The 23,901-nt window shown below is 41.5% G+C and carries 18 protein-coding genes and 2 tRNA genes; 9 read left to right on the top strand and 11 right to left on the bottom strand.

What is annotated here, in order from left to right; translation table 11 throughout:
- Position 1: 1 nt before the first annotated feature.
- Both A391_RS0106445 and A391_RS0106440 read right to left on the bottom strand, forming a co-directional pair.
- Positions 2–808, bottom strand: a complete 807-nt coding sequence (locus tag A391_RS0106445; protein WP_019898204.1) for a polyamine aminopropyltransferase — start codon at positions 806–808, stop codon at positions 2–4.
- Positions 808–2,715, bottom strand: coding sequence for a ribonuclease catalytic domain-containing protein (locus A391_RS0106440; protein ID WP_019898203.1), 1,908 nt, complete (start codon positions 2,713–2,715; stop codon positions 808–810). Before A391_RS0106440 ends, A391_RS0106445 begins: the two co-directional genes overlap by 1 nt.
- A gap of 106 nt (positions 2,716–2,821) precedes the next feature.
- Here A391_RS0106440 and A391_RS0106435 point away from each other — a divergent pair, with 106 nt between their 5' ends.
- The 3 genes from A391_RS0106435 to A391_RS0106425 all read left to right on the top strand — a co-directional run bounded on the left by A391_RS0106435 (position 2,822) and on the right by A391_RS0106425 (position 6,124).
- Entirely contained in the window at positions 2,822–4,408 is a 1,587-nt protein-coding gene (locus A391_RS0106435) for a protein adenylyltransferase SelO (RefSeq protein ID WP_029144037.1), read from the top strand.
- Between the two features lie 9 nt (positions 4,409–4,417).
- Positions 4,418–4,873: a Fur family transcriptional regulator gene (locus A391_RS0106430; RefSeq protein ID WP_019898201.1), complete on the top strand. Its 456-nt coding sequence runs from the start codon at positions 4,418–4,420 to the stop codon at positions 4,871–4,873.
- A gap of 234 nt (positions 4,874–5,107) precedes the next feature.
- Positions 5,108–6,124 carry a CobW family GTP-binding protein gene (locus tag A391_RS0106425; RefSeq protein ID WP_019898200.1) on the top strand — a complete coding sequence of 339 codons (1,017 nt, stop codon included), beginning with the start codon at positions 5,108–5,110 and terminating at the stop codon, positions 6,122–6,124.
- 53 nt (positions 6,125–6,177) lie between these two features.
- On the opposite strand, the gene A391_RS0106420 is transcribed toward A391_RS0106425, so the two are convergent.
- Positions 6,178–6,966, bottom strand: a complete 789-nt coding sequence (locus tag A391_RS0106420) for a class I SAM-dependent methyltransferase (RefSeq protein WP_019898199.1) — start codon at positions 6,964–6,966, stop codon at positions 6,178–6,180.
- Between the two features lie 68 nt (positions 6,967–7,034).
- On the opposite strand from A391_RS0106420, the gene gloB reads away from it, so the two are divergent.
- From gloB to A391_RS0106390, 6 genes are all read left to right on the top strand, one after another.
- Positions 7,035–7,823 (top strand): hydroxyacylglutathione hydrolase, encoded by a 789-nt coding sequence (gene gloB / locus A391_RS0106415; protein WP_019898198.1) that lies wholly within the window; start codon positions 7,035–7,037, stop codon positions 7,821–7,823.
- 106 nt (positions 7,824–7,929) lie between these two features.
- Positions 7,930–9,681, top strand: coding sequence for a LysM peptidoglycan-binding domain-containing protein (locus tag A391_RS0106410; RefSeq protein ID WP_019898197.1), 1,752 nt, complete (start codon positions 7,930–7,932; stop codon positions 9,679–9,681).
- 31 nt (positions 9,682–9,712) lie between these two features.
- Complete coding sequence (locus A391_RS0106405) at positions 9,713–11,368, top strand: peptide-binding protein (RefSeq protein WP_019898196.1); 1,656 nt, start codon at positions 9,713–9,715, stop codon at positions 11,366–11,368.
- 5 nt (positions 11,369–11,373) lie between these two features.
- Positions 11,374–12,396 (top strand): ABC transporter permease, encoded by a 1,023-nt coding sequence (locus A391_RS0106400; RefSeq protein ID WP_019898195.1) that lies wholly within the window; start codon positions 11,374–11,376, stop codon positions 12,394–12,396.
- Positions 12,397–12,418: 22 nt separating this feature from the next.
- Positions 12,419–13,264, top strand: a complete 846-nt coding sequence (locus A391_RS0106395; RefSeq protein WP_019898194.1) for an ABC transporter permease — start codon at positions 12,419–12,421, stop codon at positions 13,262–13,264.
- Between the two features lie 100 nt (positions 13,265–13,364).
- The gene (locus A391_RS0106390) at positions 13,365–14,150 is read left to right on the top strand and encodes an enoyl-ACP reductase FabI (RefSeq protein WP_019898192.1); all 786 of its coding nucleotides are present in this window, start codon (positions 13,365–13,367) and stop codon (positions 14,148–14,150) included.
- Between the two features lie 109 nt (positions 14,151–14,259).
- Here the strand turns inward: A391_RS0106390 and A391_RS0106385 are convergent, their stop codons facing one another.
- The 8 genes from A391_RS0106385 to tig form a co-directional block, all read right to left on the bottom strand.
- Positions 14,260–16,158 carry a SurA N-terminal domain-containing protein gene (locus tag A391_RS0106385; RefSeq protein ID WP_019898189.1) on the bottom strand — a complete coding sequence of 633 codons (1,899 nt, stop codon included), beginning with the start codon at positions 16,156–16,158 and terminating at the stop codon, positions 14,260–14,262.
- Positions 16,159–16,408: 250 nt separating this feature from the next.
- Positions 16,409–16,485: transfer RNA gene (locus tag A391_RS0106380), tRNA-Asp, on the bottom strand.
- Between the two features lie 173 nt (positions 16,486–16,658).
- Positions 16,659–16,734: transfer RNA gene (locus A391_RS0106375), tRNA-Val, on the bottom strand.
- 19 nt (positions 16,735–16,753) lie between these two features.
- On the bottom strand, positions 16,754–17,026 hold the full coding sequence (locus tag A391_RS0106370; protein ID WP_015832259.1) for an HU family DNA-binding protein: 273 nt from the start codon (positions 17,024–17,026) through the stop codon (positions 16,754–16,756).
- A gap of 135 nt (positions 17,027–17,161) precedes the next feature.
- The gene (gene lon, locus A391_RS0106365; protein WP_019898187.1) at positions 17,162–19,621 is read right to left on the bottom strand and encodes an endopeptidase La; all 2,460 of its coding nucleotides are present in this window, start codon (positions 19,619–19,621) and stop codon (positions 17,162–17,164) included.
- Between the two features lie 507 nt (positions 19,622–20,128).
- Positions 20,129–21,409 (bottom strand): ATP-dependent Clp protease ATP-binding subunit ClpX, encoded by a 1,281-nt coding sequence (gene clpX, locus A391_RS0106360; protein ID WP_019898186.1) that lies wholly within the window; start codon positions 21,407–21,409, stop codon positions 20,129–20,131.
- Between the two features lie 87 nt (positions 21,410–21,496).
- Entirely contained in the window at positions 21,497–22,138 is a 642-nt protein-coding gene (clpP, locus tag A391_RS0106355) for an ATP-dependent Clp endopeptidase proteolytic subunit ClpP (protein ID WP_019898185.1), read from the bottom strand.
- The gene (gene tig, locus A391_RS0106350; protein ID WP_019898184.1) at positions 22,139–23,443 is read right to left on the bottom strand and encodes a trigger factor; all 1,305 of its coding nucleotides are present in this window, start codon (positions 23,441–23,443) and stop codon (positions 22,139–22,141) included.
- Positions 23,444–23,901 lie beyond the last annotated feature (458 nt).

Below are 23,901 nucleotides of genomic sequence, written 5' to 3'. Positions count from 1 at the left end.
ATTAACGATCGCTTTTCATAAATATTCGGTTGTTGGTACTGTTGTTATTGTCTGCTAGTTTTTCTACAAACTGCAAAAATTCAATTTTGTGCGTTTTTTCTAATAGTTTTGCATGATCACGCAGGGTATTGAGCCGTAAATCTGCAACGCCTTGTTTAAAACCAAATACTGCAATATTGCCTGGCTTACCGGTACGCAATATCAGTACTTTGTTGTTAAAGCTTTGTTCTATTCTTGCGAGATACACGTCAAACTTTTTGTCGCTACCCCATAGGTTAATCACAAATACGCCATCATTTTTTAAGGTGTTAGCACATTGATCGAAAAAGTCTTGGCTACAAAAATTAGGGGGGATGCCATTGCTATCAAACGCATCGATAAACAACACATCAGTTGCATCGATATGCTCTTCCAAATAAACCAAACCATCGGCTTCTATTACTTCAAATCTATCGTCGTTTTCTGGTACGAAGAATTGATTTTTAGCGACTTGAATAATCCTAGGGTTAATCTCCACCACCTTGCCAACAATCTCAGGGCAATGTGCATACACATATTTAGCCACCGAGCCACCACCCAATCCGATAGTGAGCATTTGTTTAACATCACGGTGAAACAGCAAAAAACACATAATCGCACGCGTGTAGGTAAGCTCTAACTCAAACGGCTCTCTAATACGCATGGCGCTTTGCACAGTGGCAGAACCTAAATGCAATGCGCGCACACCGTTGATTTCACTCACATCCACAGCATCACTCAAAGCGGCGTTTGCTAACCCACGCAACATTTTTTTTGCGGCACTAAACACTAGGCAGCCTCTACTTCGTTTTCATCGTCAGCTACTGGTACATCGGCTACTACTGCTTCATTTTCTAACACTTGTATGAATTTAGTGCGTAAATCCATCATCAGCGTATCCACCTCTTGCACTTGCAAACTCACCCGTGTGCCAGTTTTTAGCTCTGGTAGGCCATACACTTTGGTCATATAGGGCAAGTTATCCAAGCGCACCAAGTTTTCTCGCCATACTGTGGCATGAATCTCTTGCACGTTTTCTTGAATTAAATACTGTAAACACCAATAGCGCTCCATGCGGATTTGGAACTCACTATACGCTTTGTAAGTGAGCTCAAAGTTACGCATATGCGTGGTGAGTGCATCGCTATTCTGCGGATAAACTGGTGGCTGATTTTGCACAACACTCATGATTTGCCGCTGATTAATTAAATCAACCGCACGGCGCAATGGAGAGGTACTCCATGAGTACTGAGCAACGCCTAAGCCTTGGTGCGGCTCAGCCTTAGTGGTCATATACACCTTACCGCCACTTTGCGCGCGATATAAACCTGGCACCTGACTACTGGCTAATAACGCACCCCATTGGCTATTGGCCTCAATCATCAACTCTGCTACTAGCTTATCCATGGGTGAACCACGATGACGCCCAACAATGCTTACCTTGCCATCATTCACGTAAAAGTTGTAATCTACTTGTGGTGGTTTCGTTGGGTCATACTTGCCACGCGCTTTTTCTAATGATTCAGCCAAGTTGAATAGAAACAATAATTTAGACCAATATGGGTGACCACTGTCAGCTGCTAACGTAGTTTCATTAAAGTAAGGCTCTAAAGTGTCATGGCGTAGATTCTCTGCCACTTTAATCAGCTCTACTTTGCTATGACGCTGTGCAATCGTAAAGTCTGGGTTCACATGCAAATACATCGACAATACAGGCTTAATCTGCCCTGCATCTAGACTGAATGGTCTAATTGCAGACTCAGGCAACATGGTGATTTTGTGGCCTGGCATATAAACCGTTGATAAGCGGTGCATGGCGGCGATATCTAGCTCGCTATCAATCGCAACACCCAATGCTGGCGCAGCAATATGAATACCCACACACATCACACCATTATCAAGCTGGCGCATTGAAAACGCATCATCAATTTCGGTGGTGGTGCTGTCATCAATACTAAATGCCTCAGCTTCTGCCATTGGTAAATCAAAGCTGATATCTGCAGGCATGGCAGACATTTGCGCATCGGTAAAGTCAGTGCCTTTGGCAAAATATTCACGCAAAAAAGCACCTAAGTGGTAATCATGCACAGATGGAATTGCACCGCATGCATGCAAAAGCTTAAGGTGGCTTAAATGCAATGCGCCTGCGGCAGTATCAAGCACCTTGTACTCAAACGCGTTTTTATCAGGCTCGTAAATCAGCATGTCACGTTTTTGCATAATCTCTTCTGGCATGGTCAGCGCTTTTAGCTGCTCTACATACCCTGCCATTTTTTCGGCTAATAAGCGTTTCTTTTCAAGTCCAGCTAGTGCTGCTTTTAAGATATCAGCTGGCGCTGCTTTATAACGCCCTTTGCCTTTACGGTTAAAATACACAGGCGCACTGTGTAGGCGAATCGCAATCGCAGCGGCCTCTAAATGCGTAGGTTTTTTACCGTAATATTCTTGAGCGAAATCTTCAAAATTAAATTCTGACTCTCCGCAGCATTCCCATAGAAAATCAAGCTCCAGCTTTTCAGCTTCAGCTTGTGCTGTTTCTAAAAATCCTGACAATGGCGCTTCGAAACGCAACAACACATTGGCCGCCTTGATTTTGCTCCGCTTACCGCTTACTGATTCAATTTGCATCGAGCTTTCGGCCTCGCTCATGATGCTAGCAACTTTAAAACTGCCGTCTTCTTCGTAAAATACGTTCATTCAATTTTTTCTATTCCTAATATAACCGCAATGATACATTAGCCAGCCCATGGTTTACTGCAAAAATTGTAACTTTAAGTAAGCTAAAACATCTAAAATGTACCCTATGAGAAAACTGAACTTTGATAACCGCTTTTGCAGAGAACTCCCTAGTGACCCTGTCGCCGCGAACTACACGCGCCAAGTAAAAGGTGCACTTTGGTCTAGCGTGATGCCTACCCCTGTTAAGGCACCTGCGCTCATGGCTTATTCAAGTTCCGTGGCTGAAATGCTAGGCTTGACTGATACAGATATGCACCACCCTGACATGGTTAATACATTAGGTGGCAATCAACTATTAGATGGCATGCAATCTTACGCAACCTGCTATGGGGGCCACCAATTTGGCAATTGGGCAGGTCAGTTAGGTGATGGTCGTGCAATATTGCTAGGTGAGCTTATCCATAATGACAAACGTTTTGAGCTACAACTCAAAGGCGCTGGTGAAACGCCATACTCACGCCGTGCCGATGGCCGTGCTGTTTTAAGATCATCATTGCGGGAATTTTTATGTAGTGAAGCCATGCATTATTTAGGCGTGCCAACAACGCGCGCATTAAGCCTTGTCAGCACTGGCGACCAAGTAGTACGTGATATGTTTTACGACGGCAACCCTCAAATGGAACAAGGTGCGATTGTATGCCGTGTAGCACCGTCATTTACACGTTTTGGACATTTCGAGTTACTAGCCAGCCGTGGTGAACAAGCGCTATTAAAAAAAATGATCGGCTTTACGATAGACCGAGACTTTACCGACTGGCTTCAACAACAAACACTCACATTATCAATTGACGAACCTTCTACTGAGTTAATTGAAGCATGGTTCACAGAAATATGCGAACGTACAGCACGCATGATTGCGCACTGGATGCGCGTAGGCTTTGTGCACGGCGTAATGAACACCGACAATATGTCGATTCTTGGTTTAACAATTGATTACGGCCCTTACGGCTGGGTTGATAATTTTGACCCAGGCTGGACACCAAACACCACCGATGCACAAGGCAGACGTTATTGCTTTGGCAGACAACATGACATTGGCCGCTGGAATTTAGAACGTCTCGCCGACGCACTATCTATCCTACTGCCTGATGCAGTAGGCCTAAATCATGCATTAGACCAGTATGAAGCGGTTTACACGCAAAGCTTAATGGATTCACTAGTAGGAAAGTTTGGCCTAGACACTTGGCAAGATGATGATGGCGAATTAATTAACCGCTGCTTTGAACTGATGACGCGAGCGGAAGTTGACATGACGCTATTTTTTACGCATTTACCGCACATCAATTTAGCAAAACCTAACATTGCAGACTTAAAAAGTGTGTTTTATACCGAACAAGGCTATTTAAACTTTGAAGAAGACTTTAATGACTGGTTAGCACAATACGCCAAGCGCATTTTACAAAGCAACGAGTCTGATGAAAATAGACATGCCCGCATGGCAAGCTTTAACCCACGCTATGTATTGCGTAACTACCTAGCACAAGAAGCAATTGATTTAGCCGAGCAAGGCGACACCTGTATGATAGAAACCCTGCTTAAATTATTGCAGAATCCTTATACCAAACAAGCTGGAATGGAAAAGTTTGAAGAAAAACGTCCAGACTGGGCAAGGCATAAAGCTGGTTGTTCCATGCTCTCATGTAGCTCATAATAATAGCCCATGAAAATACAACAAATTTTTACTGATGCTGGCCTAAGGTCGACCAAAGCACGCATTGCTGTGTTAAATGTACTGACAAACGTAAATAGTGCATTAAGCCACTCTGAAATTCTGGAGCAAATGTCCAGTCAAAAAGAGTTTGACCGTGTCACGATTTACCGCGTATTAGATTGGCTTACTGAGCATCATTTAATCCATAAAATCTCTGGTGAAAATCGCGCATGGAAATTTCAATTATCGCAGAGTAGCTATACACCGATAAAACCAGATTCTGATAAGAAGCAATTTCTGGCAAACTTACATCAGCATGCCCACTTACACTGCACATCCTGTGGAAAAGTGACTTGTATACATGAATTAAAACCACAATTTCCCAAGCAAGTTTTAGCACAATATCATGTTGAATCTATTGATATCAATATCAAAGGCTTATGCTCAGACTGCAACCATCCATAATAGACTTGCCAACTTAAATGCAATTAAGTTGCATTTAAGTTGCTAAATCAATAAAATCAGCGTCGAATATATTTTAGTTGATAAATGACATCCAATTGATGTGGTGCCAACACAAGTTAAGTATGAGCAATTAAGCTAACCCTCTTAAATTTAATAACATTTTGCGTTAATTACAGTCTCAGCCTCACTAGTAACAGCAATTAACGCTCAATGAGCACTCAAAGATAAATAAATATGGATAAACGCATTCCAGTTACATTACTCACTGGTTTTTTAGGGTCAGGCAAAACAACGCTGCTCAATCAATTACTGAACGACCCCAAAATGCATGACTCCGCTGTCATTATTAACGAGCTAGGTGAAACAGGCTTAGATCACATTTTAGCCACTCAGGTAGAAAGCGAACATATTGCGGACAATACTGTATTACTCAATTCAGGCTGCATCTGCTGTAGCCTCAAAAATGAACTTGCAGATACCATGCGCGACCTATTTTTCAAGCGCGCTTTACAGGCAATTCCGCAATTTAATCGATTAGTGATTGAAACCACAGGGATGGCAGACCCAGGCCCTATTTTGGGTAACTTAATGAATGAACCGGTGATTGAGTCAACGTTTAGGTTAGATGCCGTTGTAGTCACAATTGATAGCGTTTATGGTTTAAAACAATTGCAAGAAAATACTGAGGCGCTCAAACAAGCTGCAGTTGCGGATGTACTTCTGCTCACTAAAACAGATATCGCTAACAGTGATGAAATTAAAGCACTGCAAGAAAAACTGGCTGAAATTAACCCTGGGGCCAGCCAGCATTTAATTCAACACGGCGAGATCAACCCAGACAGTATCATCGATGTCGGCCTATTTGACCCAACAGGTAAAATTGCAACCCCTCAACGCTGGCTGCGCACACCTAGCAAGATTAACCAACCTAAAGGAACACTGCCACAAAAAGCACATCAAGATGGCATTACCAGCTTTACCGTCACCATGCCAAAACCACTCAATTGGCGCGACCTTAAACCTGTTATTCTAAAACTATGCCAAACACATGGCAGCAAGTTACTGCGTTTAAAAGGCATTATTCATGCGGAAGATCAGCCCGCACCGCTCGCCATTCATGCCGTACATTTTACGCCGTACCCTCCAACATTACTCGAAGGCTGGGATGAGGATGAGGCTATTTCTAGAATTGTCATTATCGGCAAAGAAATTGATGAAAGTGAAGTGAGAAAAGCACTCATGCAGGTTTGAATCACTTTAAAGCTAGTTAATTAAAACTACTGACTGAGATTAATTATCTGCAACTACTTTGAGTGGCCACGTTGGCTTGGTTTACGCTGTGTAGGCCTAGCAATTAAAGGTGATTTCAAAGGAGCCGCTTTCCAGTTGGGCTTAAGTGGTGTCATTCCCACTACCCGTTTTTTTGCAACAATAAAATAGACACCGCCTATTGCAGAAAGCCATTTAGCACCCAACTGATGCATAAAATTAAAACGATGATGCCAAGACTCCTGCTCAAATGGCGGAATATGACAACACATCTCAACAGAAACCACTTCAAACCCTAATAATGCCAGCCAATCTTTTAGTCTGCCTAAACTAATGAAGCTGCCATTCCAGGGAAATGGTTTGCCATCAGCCCTACGTTTATGTAGCAAGTTTCTAAAAAAAAGCACCACGCCCCATAAACTCAATGGGTTAAAACCCGATATCAATAAATGCCCCTCAGGCATCATGACACGCTCTGCTTCACGCAACGTTTGGTGAGGCCGTTCACTAAACTCAAGACGATGCGGCAAAATCAATACATCTAAACTAGTATCAGCGATAGGTAAAAAGTCATCACAGCAATACATATGTGTGAACTCTGGGGACGAGACATACTCTGTAGACTTAAATCGATGAGCAATACGTGAGTTACGCAGCAAATCCATTTGCAAGCAACCTACTTGCAGTGCGTTAAATCCAAATAAATCAACAACAGCCTGATCGTATAGCGTCTGCTCTTCTTGTTGCAAATAACGACCAAGTGCTGAATCTAGCCATTGATGCTCTGGATGCAACGATACTAATCTATTCAATGGCTGGCTCATGGCGATAATGTCATTAGAATTGCATTAAAATTAAACTAATATATTACTTAAGTAATATACTTAAGCAGATGATAGACGATATACAACATCAATTACAAATTATTCCAATTCCGGCTTTTAAGGATAATTATCTTTGGCTTATCCATAACCAGCACAAGGCAATTGTCGTCGACCCAGGGGATGCCACCCCCGTAATCAAAGCCCTAAAAGAACTTAAGCTAGATTTACAAACAATATTAATTACCCATCACCATCAAGATCATATCGGTGGCGTAGAGATATTGTTAAGAACATATCCTGATGTAAAAGTTTTTGCACCTAAACTAGAGCAGTACTTATTTGCGCACGAGCCAGTCAGCGAGCCAGATAATGTTGACTTAGGAGATTGGATAAGTACTGCTAAGGTGATTGACGTACCGGGACATACGCTTGGGCATATCGCCTATTACATTGAACATCAGCAACAACAATTGCTATTTTGTGGTGATACATTGTTTGGTGCAGGGTGCGGTCGATTGTTTGAAGGAACGCCAGCACAAATGATGAAATCTTTGCAAAAGCTTGCTTCACTTCCAGCTAGTGCGCAAGTTTACTGTACTCATGAATACACACTGCACAACATACGCTTTGCACTAACAATTGAACCTTCAAATAAAGCACTCACTAAGCGCTATCAAGATGCCGCTAATCTAATCAACGCTGGGCGTCCTACACTACCTTCCACCATTGCCTTAGAGTTGGCAACTAATCCTTTTCTACGTAGTGATTACTCAGAAATTCAATCTTCTTTATTCCTTGAAAAACCAACATCACTAGAAACCTTTAGCAGAATAAGAGAGCTTAGAAACTCATATTAATCATGAAGATAGAGAATATTTATAAAGTAATTTACGGTGATTTTTACTTGACTAATCAAGCTCACGTTCGTTACTATGTTGCATTATGATGAACAAGAGCGTTTCTATGGGTACTCAATTTTTTTTACGCATTGGTCAATCCATCAAGACTTGTCATTTATTGTCACGCGCACGTCACACATCGCTATTATTCAGCCTCTTCTTTTTTGCAATAATCTTTAACACTCCATCACATGCAGAATCCAACACGATCTCAAACGTAGCTGGTGATGAAATTATTATCTTCTCTGACGATACATTCAAACCAGCCATCAGAGATTTAGGCAGCAAACCAGAAACCAATAAAGACCTACAAATTCAAAAAAATCCTCGAGGCGGCCGCCTTGGTGAGAATTTAGAAATTACTATCAAAGATAAAAATGTGAGTGCTACCGATGAATCCAGCACCATATCATTTGAACAACAAGCAACTCAACATGATGATCTTTGGCAACGTATTAAAAATGGTTATGCAATGCCTGATTCAACCTCTGCGCTCACAAACAAGCATGAAGACTGGTACAGCTCACGTCCAGATTATGTGCAGCGCATGGTAGAACGTAGTCAACGTTACCTATTTCATATCGTAGAAGAAGTTGAAAAACGTGGCATGCCTACTGAAATTGCGCTACTACCGATGATTGAAAGTGCTTACAACCCCAAAGCGTATTCAAAAAGTAGTGCCTCTGGAATCTGGCAATTTATCCCATCAACAGGTAAGCATTTTGGCTTAAAACAAAACTGGTGGGTAGATAACAGACGTAACATCACTATGGCAACAGATGCCGCGCTTACCTATCTGCAAAAATTACACGCTATGTTTGGTGCTTGGGATTTAGCGCTCGCCGCATACAATGCCGGTGAAGGCACTATCGGCCGTGCCATTGAACGCAACAGAAAACTAGGCCTACCTACCGATTACGAAAGCCTGTCGCTACCTGACGAAACAAGAAACTACGTACCAAAACTACAAGCAATCAAGAACTTAATGACACATCCAAGCAATTATGGTCTTGAGATTCCAACTATTGCTAATACGCCTTATTTTGCAAAAGTAACAGCACCAGCACGTATTGACACCCACCTCGTTGCTAAGCTTGCTGAAATCAATCATGAAGAATTTCTTGCGCTTAATCCTAGTTATGACCGCCCGCTGATTAACAGCGAACACGAGAGCCTTGAGTTATTGCTACCGATCATGGCCGCACAAACCTTTAGAACTAACTTAGCGAGCTACGAAAAACCTTTAGTCAACTGGCAAACTTATCAGGCAAAACGTGGTGAGCGTATGGATAAAATTGCTAGTAAGTTTGGCATAAACTTGGCTCAACTGAGGGATGTCAACGACTTATCATCGCAAGCTAAAATGAAAAAGAGCACGACATTATTAGTGCCTAAAGCTGATGCTAATGAAAGCACATCTCTCACGGTAATTGAAGATAATGAAGTTGATGTTGAACCATCATCAAAACAAACCGTCACACACAAGGTTAAAAAAGGTGAGGTAATGCAGTCCATTGCTAAATACTATGGTGTTAGTGTTAAGCAAATACTGGCGGCGAACTCATTGAGAAACAGCAAAGTAAAAGCTGGCCAGCTATTAAATATTGAACTTGCTGACACCAATGAGCTAAGCCGCTCTAAAAAAACTGCAAGCAAAAGTAAAGCTTCAGAGAGAAAAAAAACTTACACCGTTAAACGTGGTGATACATTACATAGTATTGCGGAGAAATTTGATGTTGCAGTGGCTGACCTTAAACGTTGGAACAAAAAATCATCTAGCCATATCAAGCCTGGTGCAAAGCTTATTATTCAATAGTGGCATCATGTTAAATAAATAAATACTACCAATGCCTCCATTATCAAACCTGAAAATTGCGGTTAGTCTGTCATTCATCCTGTTTATTGCAGGGTGCCACTCCCCCACAGACAATCAAAACTTGATTGATTACAACGCTCAGTTTCCCAAAATTTCAGGAGGAACGCTCATTAATGCAATGACAGGTGAACCTAGTGGTTTAATCTCCATGATTGCTGGAGAGTCAGCCTCATCGGCAATAAGTAGCAACATTTTTAATAGCTTACTTAAATACGACAAAAACCTTGAGCTAGAGGGTGATCTTGTAGAACATTGGGACATTTCTACAGACCAAAAAACGATTACATTTAAGCTTAAGCCAAATTTAAAATGGGCGGATAACAACCCGCTCACCAGTGCAGATGTACTGTTCACATGGCAAGCCGTCACGAATGAAAAAAATGCCAGCCCATATGCCTCAGACTTTTTGCTAGTTAAAAAAGCAGAGACACCTGACCCACAAACATTCCGTGTTACTTATGACCAAGCCTATGCCCCAGCTTTAGATAGCTGGGCGGGGCTACAAATTTTGCCAAAACACCTGCTTGAAGGTAAAGACCTCCATACTACTGCATTCGCTCGTAATCCCGTTGGTAGCCACTATTACAAATTAGATAGCTGGAAGCATGGCGAACACCTGAAACTATCAAGAAATGCAAATTCAGTCCTTGGACCTGCCCGAATCGATAATCTAGTGACACGCATTATTCCTGATAATTCTGCACAATTCTTAGAGCTAATGGCCGACAACATCGACCTCATGGGTTTAGATCCCATTAAATATTCAAGAATTATCCCTGCTCGCCCAGAGTTACAAAAAAAACTAGCGCTATACAAAGAGCTTGGTAATAGCTACACCTACATGGGATTTAATCTCAAGCACAAACCCTTTGATGATGTGCGCGTACGTCGAGCAATCAATTACGCCATCGACAAACAAGAAATTATCGATGGCGTTTATTTAGGGCTAGGCATCAACATCGCCTCCCCTTATAAACCAGGTACACGTTGGAGCAATCCAAGGCTAACTCCCTACCCCTACGACCCAGCTAAAGCTCGTGCATTGCTGAAAGAGGCCGGCTTCACCGATAGTAATGGCGATGGCATATTAGAACGTGATGGCAAGCCATTTAGTTTTGAAATCATTACCAACCAAAATAAAGAACGCGAAAAGTCAGCAGTATTGATTCAACGCAGACTAAAAGAAGTAGGCATTGATGTCCAAATTCGGGCCATAGAATGGGCAAGCTTTATCAGCCGCTTTATTAAAACAGGTGATTTTGATGTTGTAGTGCTGGGCTGGGGCTTAGGTTTAGATCCTGACCAATATAATATCTGGCACTCTAGCCAACAAGCGCCTGGTCAGTTTAACTTTATCGGCTACAACAACCCTAAAATTGACAAGTTGCTAGAACAAGGCAGACTGGAACTCAATCCAGATAAACGGATGGATATCTACCATCAGTTCTCAGCAACATTATTAGAAGACTGCCCAATTATCTATTTATCAGCAGGTTATGGCCTAACTGCGATCCATAAACGCGTCAAAGGCATTGATGATCCAGCACCACCAGCAGGCATCGGCCATAACTCACAAGATTGGTATATTCCACAATCTTTAAGAAGAAACGAAATTAGTGCCCATTAATCATTATGTTTAAATACCTAATCAAACGTGTTTTGTGGATGATACCGATGCTTGTTGGCATCAGCCTAATCTCATTTTTTATCATGCACCTAGCACCAGGTGACATCACTAGCAATGAAGCTGCCTTCAATCCAAAAGCCAGCGAAGAATCGCGTCAAAAACTACGTGAAATGTACAATCTAGATAAACCTATCATTGTTCAATACGGGTTGTGGTTAAAACGAATGGTAACGCTCGATTTTGGTCAATCATTCGCTTCGCATCAAAAACCAGTGTTTTGGCAAACAACCGATGCAGAAGGTAATGTGACTGAGGGACTCATACAACAAGCCTTACCCATTACCCTCATGATTAACCTGTTAGGACTTGCTATTACCTTATCCTTGGCAATCCCCCTAGGCATCATCGCAGCCCGAAAATATCAAGGCTGGCAAGATAGATCAATTACCCTGTTTAACTTCATTGGCTTTTCAATTCCAGGGTTTTGGCTATCCCTGCTACTAATGTACTGGCTAGGTGTAGTCAACAACTGGTTTCCAATCTCAGGTATGCATAGTCTAAACTACGAGTCATTAGATACTTGGGACAAAATTAAAGACACTTTCAGCCATTTATTCTTACCTGTTGTCATCCCATCCATTACGGGACTTGCAGGTATCACTTTATTTGTAAAAAATGGCATGTTAGATGTACTACAGCAAGATTACATCACCACAGCTCGAGCTAAAGGCTTAGGTGAGCACAAAGTGGTTTACACACATGCTTTACGTAACGCACTACTGCCTCTTATCACCATTATTGGGCTCTCCATCCCGGGTCTTATTGGCGGCTCTGTCATTGCAGAGACTATTTTCGCGATTCCAGGTATGGGTAAGTTATTTTACGATGCGGTACTCATGCGAGACTTCCCAGTAGTCATGGGCATACTGACGATAGGTTCAGCATTAACACTAGTTGGTAACTTACTTGCGGATGTAGCCTACGCATGGGCTGATCCACGTGTACGTCGTGGCGTAGCTAAGACGTAACCGTATTTAAGGTTTATTAAAGATGAACACGCAAACAACCCTCTTTAAAAAAGCATTATCCAATCCACTTTCATTGGTCGGTTTCATCATTATCGTCTGCGTGTTTCTATTATCAATGCTCGCACCTATCGTCGCACCATACGACCCTAACTACATCGATGTCAAAGCCATTTTGCTTGAGCCCTCTATGCAACACTGGATGGGCACGGACGGCCTGGGTCGAGATGTACTCAGCCGTATGCTTTACGGTGGCCGCATTTCTCTCTTGGTGGGGCTAGTAGCAGTTGGCATCTCTACTGCGATTGGCATTTTGCTTGGTGCACTGGCTGGTTTTTATCGTGGCTGGGTAGATACACTGATTATGCGTATCGTTGACGTGATGCTTTCTATCCCTAGCTTCTTTTTGATCTTAGCCGTTATCGCATTTTTAACACCATCTATCATCAACATCATGATTGTCATCGGCCTCACCTCTTGGATGGGCGTGACAAGGTTAGTCCGTGCAGAATTTTTAAGTTTGAGTGAGCGTGAGTTCGTCATGGCTTCACGCACACTAGGGGCGAAGAACAGTAGGCTAATCTTCACACACCTATTACCAAACAGTTTAACCCCCATCATTGTCAGCGCAGTACTCGGCGTTGCTGGTGCAGTACTGATGGAGTCTGGATTAAGCTTTCTGGGTCTAGGTGTACAAGCACCACAGGCCTCATGGGGCAATATATTGACTGACGGTAAAGAGTACATTCAATTCGCTTGGTGGCTATCCTTGTTTCCAGGATTAGCGATTTTAATTACCGTGTTAGGTTATAATCTGCTTGGTGAGGGTTTGCGTGATGCATTAGACCCACGTAGTGGAACCAACCATTAATTTCCACACATCAATTCAATCTTAGTCATCTCGCAACTATCGAGTTTAGCCTGTGCTAAACCACCCCCTCCTCTAATGACAAGTAAAATAGGAAATAACTATGGGATTCTTAGCTGGTAAAAAAGTACTCATCGCGGGCTTATTAAGCAACCGCTCAATCGCTTACGGCATTGCTGCTGCAATGAAACGAGAAGGCGCAGAACTCGCTTTCACTTATCAAGTTGATAAACATGAAAAGCGCGTTGCAGACTTAGCCGCAGATTTTGATTCAAAAATCGTGTTGCCGTGTGACGTTGCAGAAGATGCGCAAATAGATGCACTATTCCCTGCGCTAGCAAAACATTGGGACGGTTTAGATTCATTAGTACACTCTGTTGCCTTTGTACCAAAAGTGGCACTTGCTGGTGACTATCTTGAGGCAATTGACCGTGAGTATTTCCGTATTGCACACGACATTAGCTCATATAGCTTTTCAGCACTCGCTAAAGCCGCTTACCCGATGATGGAAGGCCGTAAAGGCAGCCTATTAACACTTAGCTACCTAGGCGCAGAGCGCACTATGCCAAACTACAACGTCATGGGCTTAGCTAAAGCGAGTTTAGAAGCGAATGTACGCTATTTAGCACAAAGTTTAGGTCCACGTGGCATCCGCGTTAACGCTGTGTCTGCAGGCCCGATTAAAACGCTTGCAGCGTCAGGTATTGCAGACTTTGATAAAATGATTGGCTTTAACGAGAAGCATGCTGCATTACGCAGAAACGTTACCATTGAAGAAGTAGGCAACGCTTCTGCTTTCCTATGTAGTGACCTCGCTTCTGGTATTACTGGTGAAATCACTTACGTAGACGGTGGCATGAACATCACTGCCGCTGGCGTCATTGATTAAATGAGCGCAGAACATATCGCTCAATAACAAAAAAGGCACCTAGGTGCCTTTTTTGTTATTTACAGCTTATAGGTTACTGACTCTATGGAGTGGAGTCAGTAAGTTCATATTAGTTATTAGTATTCTCTAACAACAAACGTTGATTCACAGTGACCTTCACTTTTTCACGTAAAGACTGTTTGTACGCTGCTAAATACTCATCTGATAATACTTGATTAAGCTCAGCTTTAGCCGTGTTCACAGATTCAGGATCAGCAATGCTTGATGTATCAACCTCAACCACTTTCACAAGCATATAACCCAGTTTACTATCTGCTAATCCAGAGTAAGCTGGTAATTTAGTGACATCAGTTTTAAACACTTGTGTCATCGCCAGTTGTGTCAACCCTTGCGCATTTTTACGATCCACCATCACTTCTGGAATCCAATTCAGCGTGTCAACAGAGCCGCCTGCACGTAAAGTTTTTAACGCCTCTTCACCTTTAGACACTGCCAATTTGGCAGCAGCCTCAAGCTTAAGCAAATCTTCAATACCTGCTTTTACAGCATCAAACGTTTTTGCAGCAGATGGTTTATATTCAAGCACACGTGCAGATACCAAATTATTAGGCGACACTTCAACAGCCTCTGTATTACGACGTTCTTTTAAAGACTCTTGAGAGAAGATTAAGCCAACAATTTTATCGCTCTTAAAGAACTTAGCCGCATCTTCACGTGACATCCATCCAGAAAGTTGCACCTGCCCACCAAATGCCTTAGCAGTTGGTGCCAAACTATCAGACTGCTCATAAACAGAATTACTAAAACTTTCTGCTTTTTCAACGAACTCAGCTTGAGCCTTTTGGAAAATCAACTCACCTTTAATTTGAGGCTTCAAACTTTCAAAATCAGAACTCTGACCTGAAATTTCTGTTAATTTAATAATATGATAACCGAACTCAGACTCAACCAAATCACTAACTTCATTCACCTTCATACTAAATGCAGCTTCTTCAAATGGTTTAACCATTGCGCCACGGCCAAAACTACCTAAATCACCACCCTTAGTTGCAGAGCCTGGATCTTGAGAGTTTTTAATAGCTAACTCTTCAAAAGATTTAGGGTTCTTTTTGATTGTTGCTAATAAAGTCTGTGCCTTATCTTTTGCTTCTTGTTTTTGCTCTGGTGTAGCATTGACACCAAAACCAATCAAAATATGGCTAGCACGCCTTTGTTCATTCCCTTGGAATTTAGCTGCATTCTCATCATAGTAACGCTTCACATCAGCATCATCGACTTTAATACCTGGCACTAAGCTACTGGCTGATAACAGTAAGAACTCAATCTTAACTTGCTCAGGGTCACGTAACTTATCTTTATGCTTTTCGTAATAAGCCTTAACTTCTGCTGGATCTACTTTAACTTGATCAAGAAAATCTTTAGTTTTAAGCTCAGATACTGTGACTAAACGTTTTTGATTTAAAAGCTTTAACGTTTTGTCTGCGCGTGCTGTTGAAATAAAACCTAGCTTAGCAATACCATCTTGCGCTTGTTGTGATAATAAAGTAGCACGAATTTCTGCTTCAAATTTTTTCGGTGTATATCTATTTTGTTGCAACAGCTCGTCATATAACTCTTGTGAGAATTTACCGTCTTTCTGGAATGATGGCATCGCTGTAATATAGGTCGCTAAATGGGCATCACTAATCTTATAGTTTGCTTGTTGGATTTCTTTTTCTAGCAACTGCTCATTAATTAATTGGTCTAGCACCATTGCCTTCACTTCAGGACTATCCAATTGTGCTTGGTCAACTTTACCCTCATTTTGCATGCGAGTACGTAAATTCTGCATTGCATTTGAATAAGCCTGCACAGTTATCTCGCTACCATCAACTTTTGCTATCGCTACATTATTACCTGCGTCACTCAAATAAGAGTCAATTCCAAATAAAGCAAAAGGAATCGTAATTAAAGCCAATATCGCTTTACCAACCCAGCCTTTAGCTACAGAGCGGATACTATCTAACATAAAGTTCTCTTCTTAAAATATGCACTAAAATCATTAAAAAAGTAAAAGGTCACAATTGATCAAAAAATCAATTGCGCACGGAAGGCCATTAATATATCACAAGTTATACTTGAAACATTAGCCGACTGAATGATGACAAAAGATTAGGAACACAAGTTCATAAGACTAAAAGCTGATTTCAGCATCTTATTAAACAAATAGGCGTGAATAGAAATAAAAAAAGCGAGTCAGAAGACTCGCTTTTTTTATTTGGCGGAGTGGACGGGACTCGAACCCGCGACCCCCGGCGTGACAGGCCGGTATTCTAACCAACTGAACTACCACTCCATAAACTTCAGCATATTATTGATACAACAACACGCTAAAAACTTGCGCTTCCAATTATTACAATCATTTAAATATTGCAAATTTTTTACAAAATAAAGAGTGCTTGAACTACCAGCACTCTCAATTTATAAAATTAGAAACGGCTTAGTCACATTACATCATCGTTGGTTTTTTGGTGGGTGCTAACGGGGTCGAACCGCTGACATTCGCCTTGTAAGGGCGACGCTCTACCAACTGAGCTAAGCACCCTGCATCACCAACGAAGACGCTAGTTTACAGCATCTTTAAGCGCTTTACCAGCCCTAAATTTAGGAGAATTTGCAGCTTGAATTTTAATTGTCTCGCCTGTTCGTGGATTACGGCCATTGCGAGCTTCACGTTTACCTACATAAAAGGTACCAAAGCCAATCAATGTTACTAGATCACCTTTTTTTATTGCTTTTGTAATTGCAGCAGTTGTTGCATCTAGCGCGCGACCAGCAGCAGCTTTTGAAATACCTGCGGCACTAGCAATCTCGTCAATTAGTTCTGATTTATTCACGTGTAATCCCCTCTCAAGGTTTATTAAATAAAAACTTCGGCAAACTGTCTGGGTGACGAATCACCCGTATCAACTTTATATCAAGCCAACAAAGGCTATGTCAAGCTTTTATGCGGTTAATAGCACACTTATTTTTTAATGCTTTGTCGTTTCTATTGCTGCATCTGGATTTTCTTTAGATTTATCAGCAGGTTGAACCTCTTTCGTGACGTTATCATTAGCATCTACACTTTCTGGTAAAGGGACAGGTTTTGTAGCCAACGCTAGCGCTAAAACGTCATCAATCCATTGAACTGGGTGTATATCTAGATGATTTTTAATATTCTCTGGAATATCTGCTAGATCCTTCACATTCTGCTGCGGTATTAGTACGGTTTTAATGCCTCCACGATGTGCAGCCAATAACTTCTCTTTTAAGCCACCTATCGGTAATACTTCTCCACGTAGTGTGATTTCACCTGTCATTGCTACATCTGCACGCACAGGAATCCCAGTTAAGATTGACACCAAGGCTGTTGTAATCGCAATGCCAGCACTTGGGCCATCTTTAGGGGTTGCACCTTCAGGAAAGTGAATATGAATGTCATGCTCTTCATAAAAGTTAGTTGCAATACCTAAACGCTCAGCCCTGCTACGCACCACACTCATCGCCGCTTGAGTAGACTCTTTCATTACATCACCAAGCTTACCTGTAGTGGTAGTTTTACCTTTACCAGGCAACAGTACAGCCTCAATGGTCAACAACTCGCCGCCTACAGATGTCCAAGCCAAACCAGTCACTTGACCAACTTGATTTTCTTTTGCAGCTACGCCAAAGTCATATCGTTGAACGCCAAGATACTTATCAAGGTTTTTTGGTGTGACGTTGATTTTTTTAGGTGCTTTAGCACCTTGCTTCGCTTTAGTAGTGAGTAATTCTTTTACTACTTTACGGCAAATTTTAGCAACTTCTTGTTCTAATCTACGCACACCAGCTTCACGTGTATAAAAACGTACAACATCACGAATCGCTGGTTCAGAGATATGTACCTCTAGGTCTTTCAGGCCATGAGATTTAAGTTGCTTAGGCAATAAATAACGCATCGCGATATTCACTTTTTCATCTTCTGTATAACCAGATAAATTAATGATTTCCATACGATCTAATAATGGCGCAGGAATATTCATTGAGTTCGCTGTTGCCACAAACATCACATCAGACAAGTCATACTCAACTTCAATATAGTGGTCAGCAAACGTGTGGTTTTGTTCAGGATCAAGTACTTCTAACAATGCAGAAGAAGGATCGCCCCTAAAGTCTTGGCCTAACTTATCAACTTCATCAAGCAGGAACAATGGATTTTTAACCCCCACCTTAGTCATGCTCTGCAAAATTTTACCTGGCATTGAGCCAATGTAAGTACGTCGGTGACCACGAATCTCTGATTCATCACGCACACCGCCTAGCGCCATACGAATGAATTTTCTGTTCACCGCTTTTGCGATACTTTGACCCAATGAAGTTTTACCAACACCAGGAGGTCCAACCAAGCATAAAATCGGCGCCTTAATCTTATCTACACGTTGTTGTACAGCGAGATATTCAACAATTCGCTCTTTTACTTTCTCTAAACCAAAATGATCATCGTCTAATACAGCTTCTGCCTTTACTAGATCTTTACTAATTTTAGTTTTTTTCTTCCACGGCAAGTTGATGAGCGTATCTATATAGTTGCGCACCACAGAAGCCTCTGCTGACATAGGAGACATGAGTTTTAGCTTTTTAAGTTCACTGGATACTTTTGCAAGCGCCTCTTTTGGCATACGTGCTTCTTCGATGCGCTTTTCCAGCTCATCCATCTCGGCATTTTCATCTTGTTCGCCTAGCTCTTTTTGAATCGCTTTTACTTGCTCATTCAAATAGTATTCGCGTTGTGTTTTTTCCATTTGACGTTTCACGCGCCCACGAATACGTTTTTCTACTTGTAGAATGTCTATTTCGCCTTCCATTAAACGGAGCAAATGCTCCAAACGCTCGGCAACATCAATCATTTCTAGGATTTTTTGCTTTTCTTCAAGCTTCAATGTTAGATGCGCTGCAATGGTGTCAGCTAGTCTGCTCGCTTCATCAATGCTAGCAAGCGATGTAAGAATTTCTGGAGGAATCTTTTTATTCAACTTAACGTACTGATCAAATTGAGCAAATACCGTGCGCATTAACGCCTGTATTTCAACATCACTCACAGACTCAGCAATCAACTCTGCACGTGCAGCAAAACACTCATCAGTCTCAGTAAACTCACTGACACGCGCACGTTGCACACCTTCAACGAGCACTTTAACCGTACCATCAGGCAACTTAAGCATTTGCAACACGGTAGCGACCGTGCCGACCTCATGCAGATCGCTTGCTTCTGGATCATCTTTATTCGCCGACTTTTGTGCAACCAATAAAATTTGTTTATTGCCTTCTGATGCAATCTCAAGGGCTTTAACAGACTTTGTGCGCCCAACAAAAAGAGGGATCACCAAATGCGGATATACAACGACATCACGCAAAGGTAGTAGCGGTAATAAACCGCTATCTGGATTGTATGAAGGTAATGATTGTGCCATGAGTAGACTTCCAAAATTAAGCTAAGAGTTAAGCCAAAAAACGCTTATATATTGATTGATGGGGATAACTATCAACAGTTCAAGTATTAATTAGTATTTAACACTAAATTTAACAAGTAATTGTAAAAAGTTTAAAGAAATTTAAGACAAGACATCAAAATTAAGTAAAACATGACGGCAATATAGCTAGCTTAATGACAATACTGAGTTCATCCATCGTCGTAACGTGTTTAATGAACATATTCACGCACATGCAACTTGTCACTTGTCACTTGTCACTTGTCACTTGTCACTTGTCACTTGTCACTTGTCACTTGTCACTTGTCACTTGTCACTTGTCACTTGTCACTTGTCACTTGTCACTTGTCACTTGTCACTTGTCACTTGTCACTTGTCACTTGTCACTTGTCACTTGTCACTTGTCACTTGTCACTTGTCACTTGTCACTTGTTAAATACACACACCTCAAAAACAAAAAAGCCAGCAATTTAAGTGCTGGCTTTTTTGTTAAGCTGAAGCCTCGTCGGCTGGCTTATCCGCATAAATTAACAGCGGTGGTGTATCACCTCGAATCACCCCTTCATCAATCACAACTTTACTCAAGTTCTTTAATGATGGTAATTCGTACATGACCTCAAGCAATGAATGCTCCATAATTGAGCGCAAACCACGCGCACCAGTTTTACGCTCTAACGCTTTTTTTGCAATCAATAGCAAGGCTGACTCTCTGAACTCCAGATCGACACCTTCCATTTTAAACAATTTGATATATTGCTTAGTCAGTGCATTTTTTGGTTCCGTTAAAATCGTCATCAAAGCGGCTTCATCAAGAGACTCTAATGTAGCAACAACAGGCAGACGGCCAATAAACTCAGGAATCAAACCAAATTTAATGAGATCTTCAGGCTCTACATCACGCAATACCGCGCCGACTTCACGGATATCTGATTTACTTTTCACTTCAGCACCAAAGCCAATACCACCTTTTTCAGAGCGCAGGCGAATCACTTTTTCTAAACCATCAAACGCACCGCCACAAATAAACAGAATGTTTGTTGTGTCTAACTGAACAAATTCTTGGTTAGGATGCTTACGCCCACCTTGTGGTGGAATTGAAGCCACAGTACCTTCAATCAGTTTAAGCAAAGCTTGCTGTACGCCCTCACCTGATACATCACGTGTAATAGATGGGTTATCTGATTTACGAGAAATTTTGTCAACTTCATCGATATAAACAATGCCACGTTGTGCTTTTTCGGTGTCGTAATCACATTTTTGCAATAGCTTCTGCATGATGTTTTCAACATCTTCACCTACGTAGCCTGCTTCAGTCAGCGTCGTTGCATCGGCCATCACAAAAGGTACATCTAACAATCTTGCTAATGTTTGTGCCAATAATGTTTTACCTGAACCTGTAGGGCCTATTAATAGAATATTGCTTTTTGCAATCTCCACTTCATCTTTTTGACCGCCATTAGATAAATTATTGTGACCAAGACGTTTGTAATGGTTATACACAGCGACCGCTAAGTTTTTCTTCGCTTGTGTCTGACCAATCACATACTGGTCTAATATTTTACAAATTTCTTGTGGTGTAGGCAGGCTAGTGTCAGTTGACTTCAAGCCGTCCGAGTTCTGAATCTCTTCTTTAATGATGTCATTGCACAAGTCTACGCATTCATTACAAATGAATACAGATGGGCCTGCTATCAGTTTCTTTACTTCATGTTGGCTTTTGCCACAAAATGAGCAATAAAGTAATTTATCGTCGTCGGCTTTCGTCGCCATTAGTTATTCCCTAACTTAGTTTTGCAATCTGAATCTATTCATCAAGAGTCTGTCACTAAGTACAAACCCAACTATCATCAAAATTGCTTAAGCAGCCTCGTTGCGGCTGCCAATTACCTTATCAATTAGTCCATAAGCAACAGATTGCTCTGCACTCATAAAGTTATCGCGCTCTGTGTCACGGTCAATTTCTTCTGCTGTTCTACCAGAGTGGTGCGCCAAGATATCGTTTAGTTTCGCACGTAAGTAAAGAATCTCTTTCGCATGAATCTCAATATCAGATGACTGACCTTGGAAACCGCCAGATGGCTGATGAATCATAATGCGAGAGTTGGGTAAGCTATAACGCTTGTCTTTCGCACCAGCCGCTAATAAAAAAGCACCCATACTTGCAGCTTGGCCGATACACAAAGTACTGACATCTGGCTTAATGAACTGCATCGTGTCATAAATAGACATACCAGCTGTCACTGATCCACCTGGTGAGTTAATGTAGAGCGAGATATCTTTATCTGGATTCTCTGCCTCTAGAAACAACAACTGAGCAACCACTAGGTTTGCAGACATGTCATTAACAGGGCCGACCAGAAAAATCACGCGCTCTTTTAACAAGCGCGAGTAGATATCAAATGAGCGCTCACCGCGACCACTTTGCTCAATCACCATCGGGATATAACCCAATCCGGTGATCAATTCAGACTGAGCTTGAGGTTGCAAGTGGTTATTCATTTACGCGTTTCCCATTAAATCATCAAATTTAACTTTTTTATCAGTTACTTTAGCTTGAGACAACACCCAGCTCACTGCGTTCTCTTCAGTTGCTAATGCAGCAGGCTCATCTAAGCGCTTGTGGTCAGCATAGTACCAAGTTACTACATCAGCTGGACGTTCAAAGCTTTGTGAGAACACATCAACCATTGCACGTACTTGATCTGCATTTGCATGCAAACCATTAGTATTAATCAACTCACCTAATAGTAGGCGCAATTTAGTACTGCGTTTTGCCTGATCTTCAAACATTGCAGGCTCCAACTTAATATTGGCTAAATCGGCACCACGTTGTTTCAGATTCTGCTCTGTTGTTTGCATCATGCGATTAATCTCAGTTTCCAACAAAATGCGTGGAACTTCAAAATCAGCAGACTCAACTAAAGCTTGGAACACTTGCTCTTTCAATTTTGCACTAACGCGTTTAGCCACTTCTTGTTTCAAGCTCTCGGCAACTTCAGCTTTCATTTTTTCAACATCACCATCTTCAACGCCTAAGCTTTTTGCAAAGTCTGCGTCAATTTCCGGCAATACTGGCTGAGACACTGAAACAAAGGTTACTTCATAACCAACTGCTTTACCTGCTAATTGGGCAGGGTTGTGGTCTTCTGGGTACGTAATATCGAATTTTTTAGTAGCGCCTGTTTTACCGCCGATTAATTCATCGTCAAATGTGGCCATACGTCCAGCTTCACCTAGTACCAAATCAATACCATTGTCACCTGTAGACTCAACCTCTTCACCATCGATAAAGGCTTTTAACGTTACATTAACGCGGTCGCCTTTTTTAGCTGCACGCTTAACTGGCTCGAACTTTACGCGTTGTTTTACTAAAACATCTAATGTCTTTTTAACATCGGCTTCGCCAACTTCAAGCACTGGGCGTTCGATTTTAACTTTTGACAAGTCACCAACTACAACTTCTGGGAACACTTCAAAAGTAGCAGTGTATTCTAAAGTTTCTGATGCAGCATCAAATGGCTTATGTTGGATATTAGGGAAGCCAGCAACACGTAATTTTGCTTCATCGACAGCTTCACCAAAGCTTTTTTCTACAGCTGCTGAGTAAACTTCATCACGCACTTGATTGCCGTAATGTTGGTTAACCAAGCCCATAGGAGCTTTACCTGGTCTAAAACCAGAAAATTTTGCAGTACGTGCAACTTGATTTAATCTTTGTTTAATTTGCGCCTCTAGCGGTTGCAAAGGAACGCTAATTGAAATTCTACGTTCAAGGTTGCTGAGGGTTTCAACATTCAGAGCCATGCTGTCATTCCTAATTCTTAACTGCACACCATAAAAGAGCGCCCATTATGAGCACCATTTACAATCATGCTATTGATAAAGTAAAGGGGTGGCGAAAAAGTGGTCGCTATCTATAACGCCTAATGGCGTCACAATGTAAAGCTAGTCTTTAACGTCTGTAACCTATTGCCGATGAACGTTTTAACAAATCCAAGTAAATTACTTGAAAACCTCAAAACATCACTAAACAATTAAGGTTGAAAGACTGTGGATGTTACACAAGAAAACTCATCAAGTCTAGATGAAATAAGAAGATAAAAAACATATATAAAGTCAGGAACACTAGGTGTTCATCATAATTTTACGTCCCTAACAAATAAGATTATGTAGGCGTTATGCTTCAAACATGTTTTCTGTTTGTAAATTTAAGATATTCTTAGGTAATTAGGCTAAATACAACATCTCTTACCTGTCATCCA

It is taken from the genome of Methylotenera mobilis 13, from assembly GCF_000384255.1.
GTDB lineage: Bacteria > Pseudomonadota > Gammaproteobacteria > Burkholderiales > Methylophilaceae > Methylotenera > Methylotenera mobilis_B.
The sequence above is the reverse complement of the archived record's forward strand: the minus strand, read 5'-3'. Positions and strand labels throughout refer to the sequence as shown.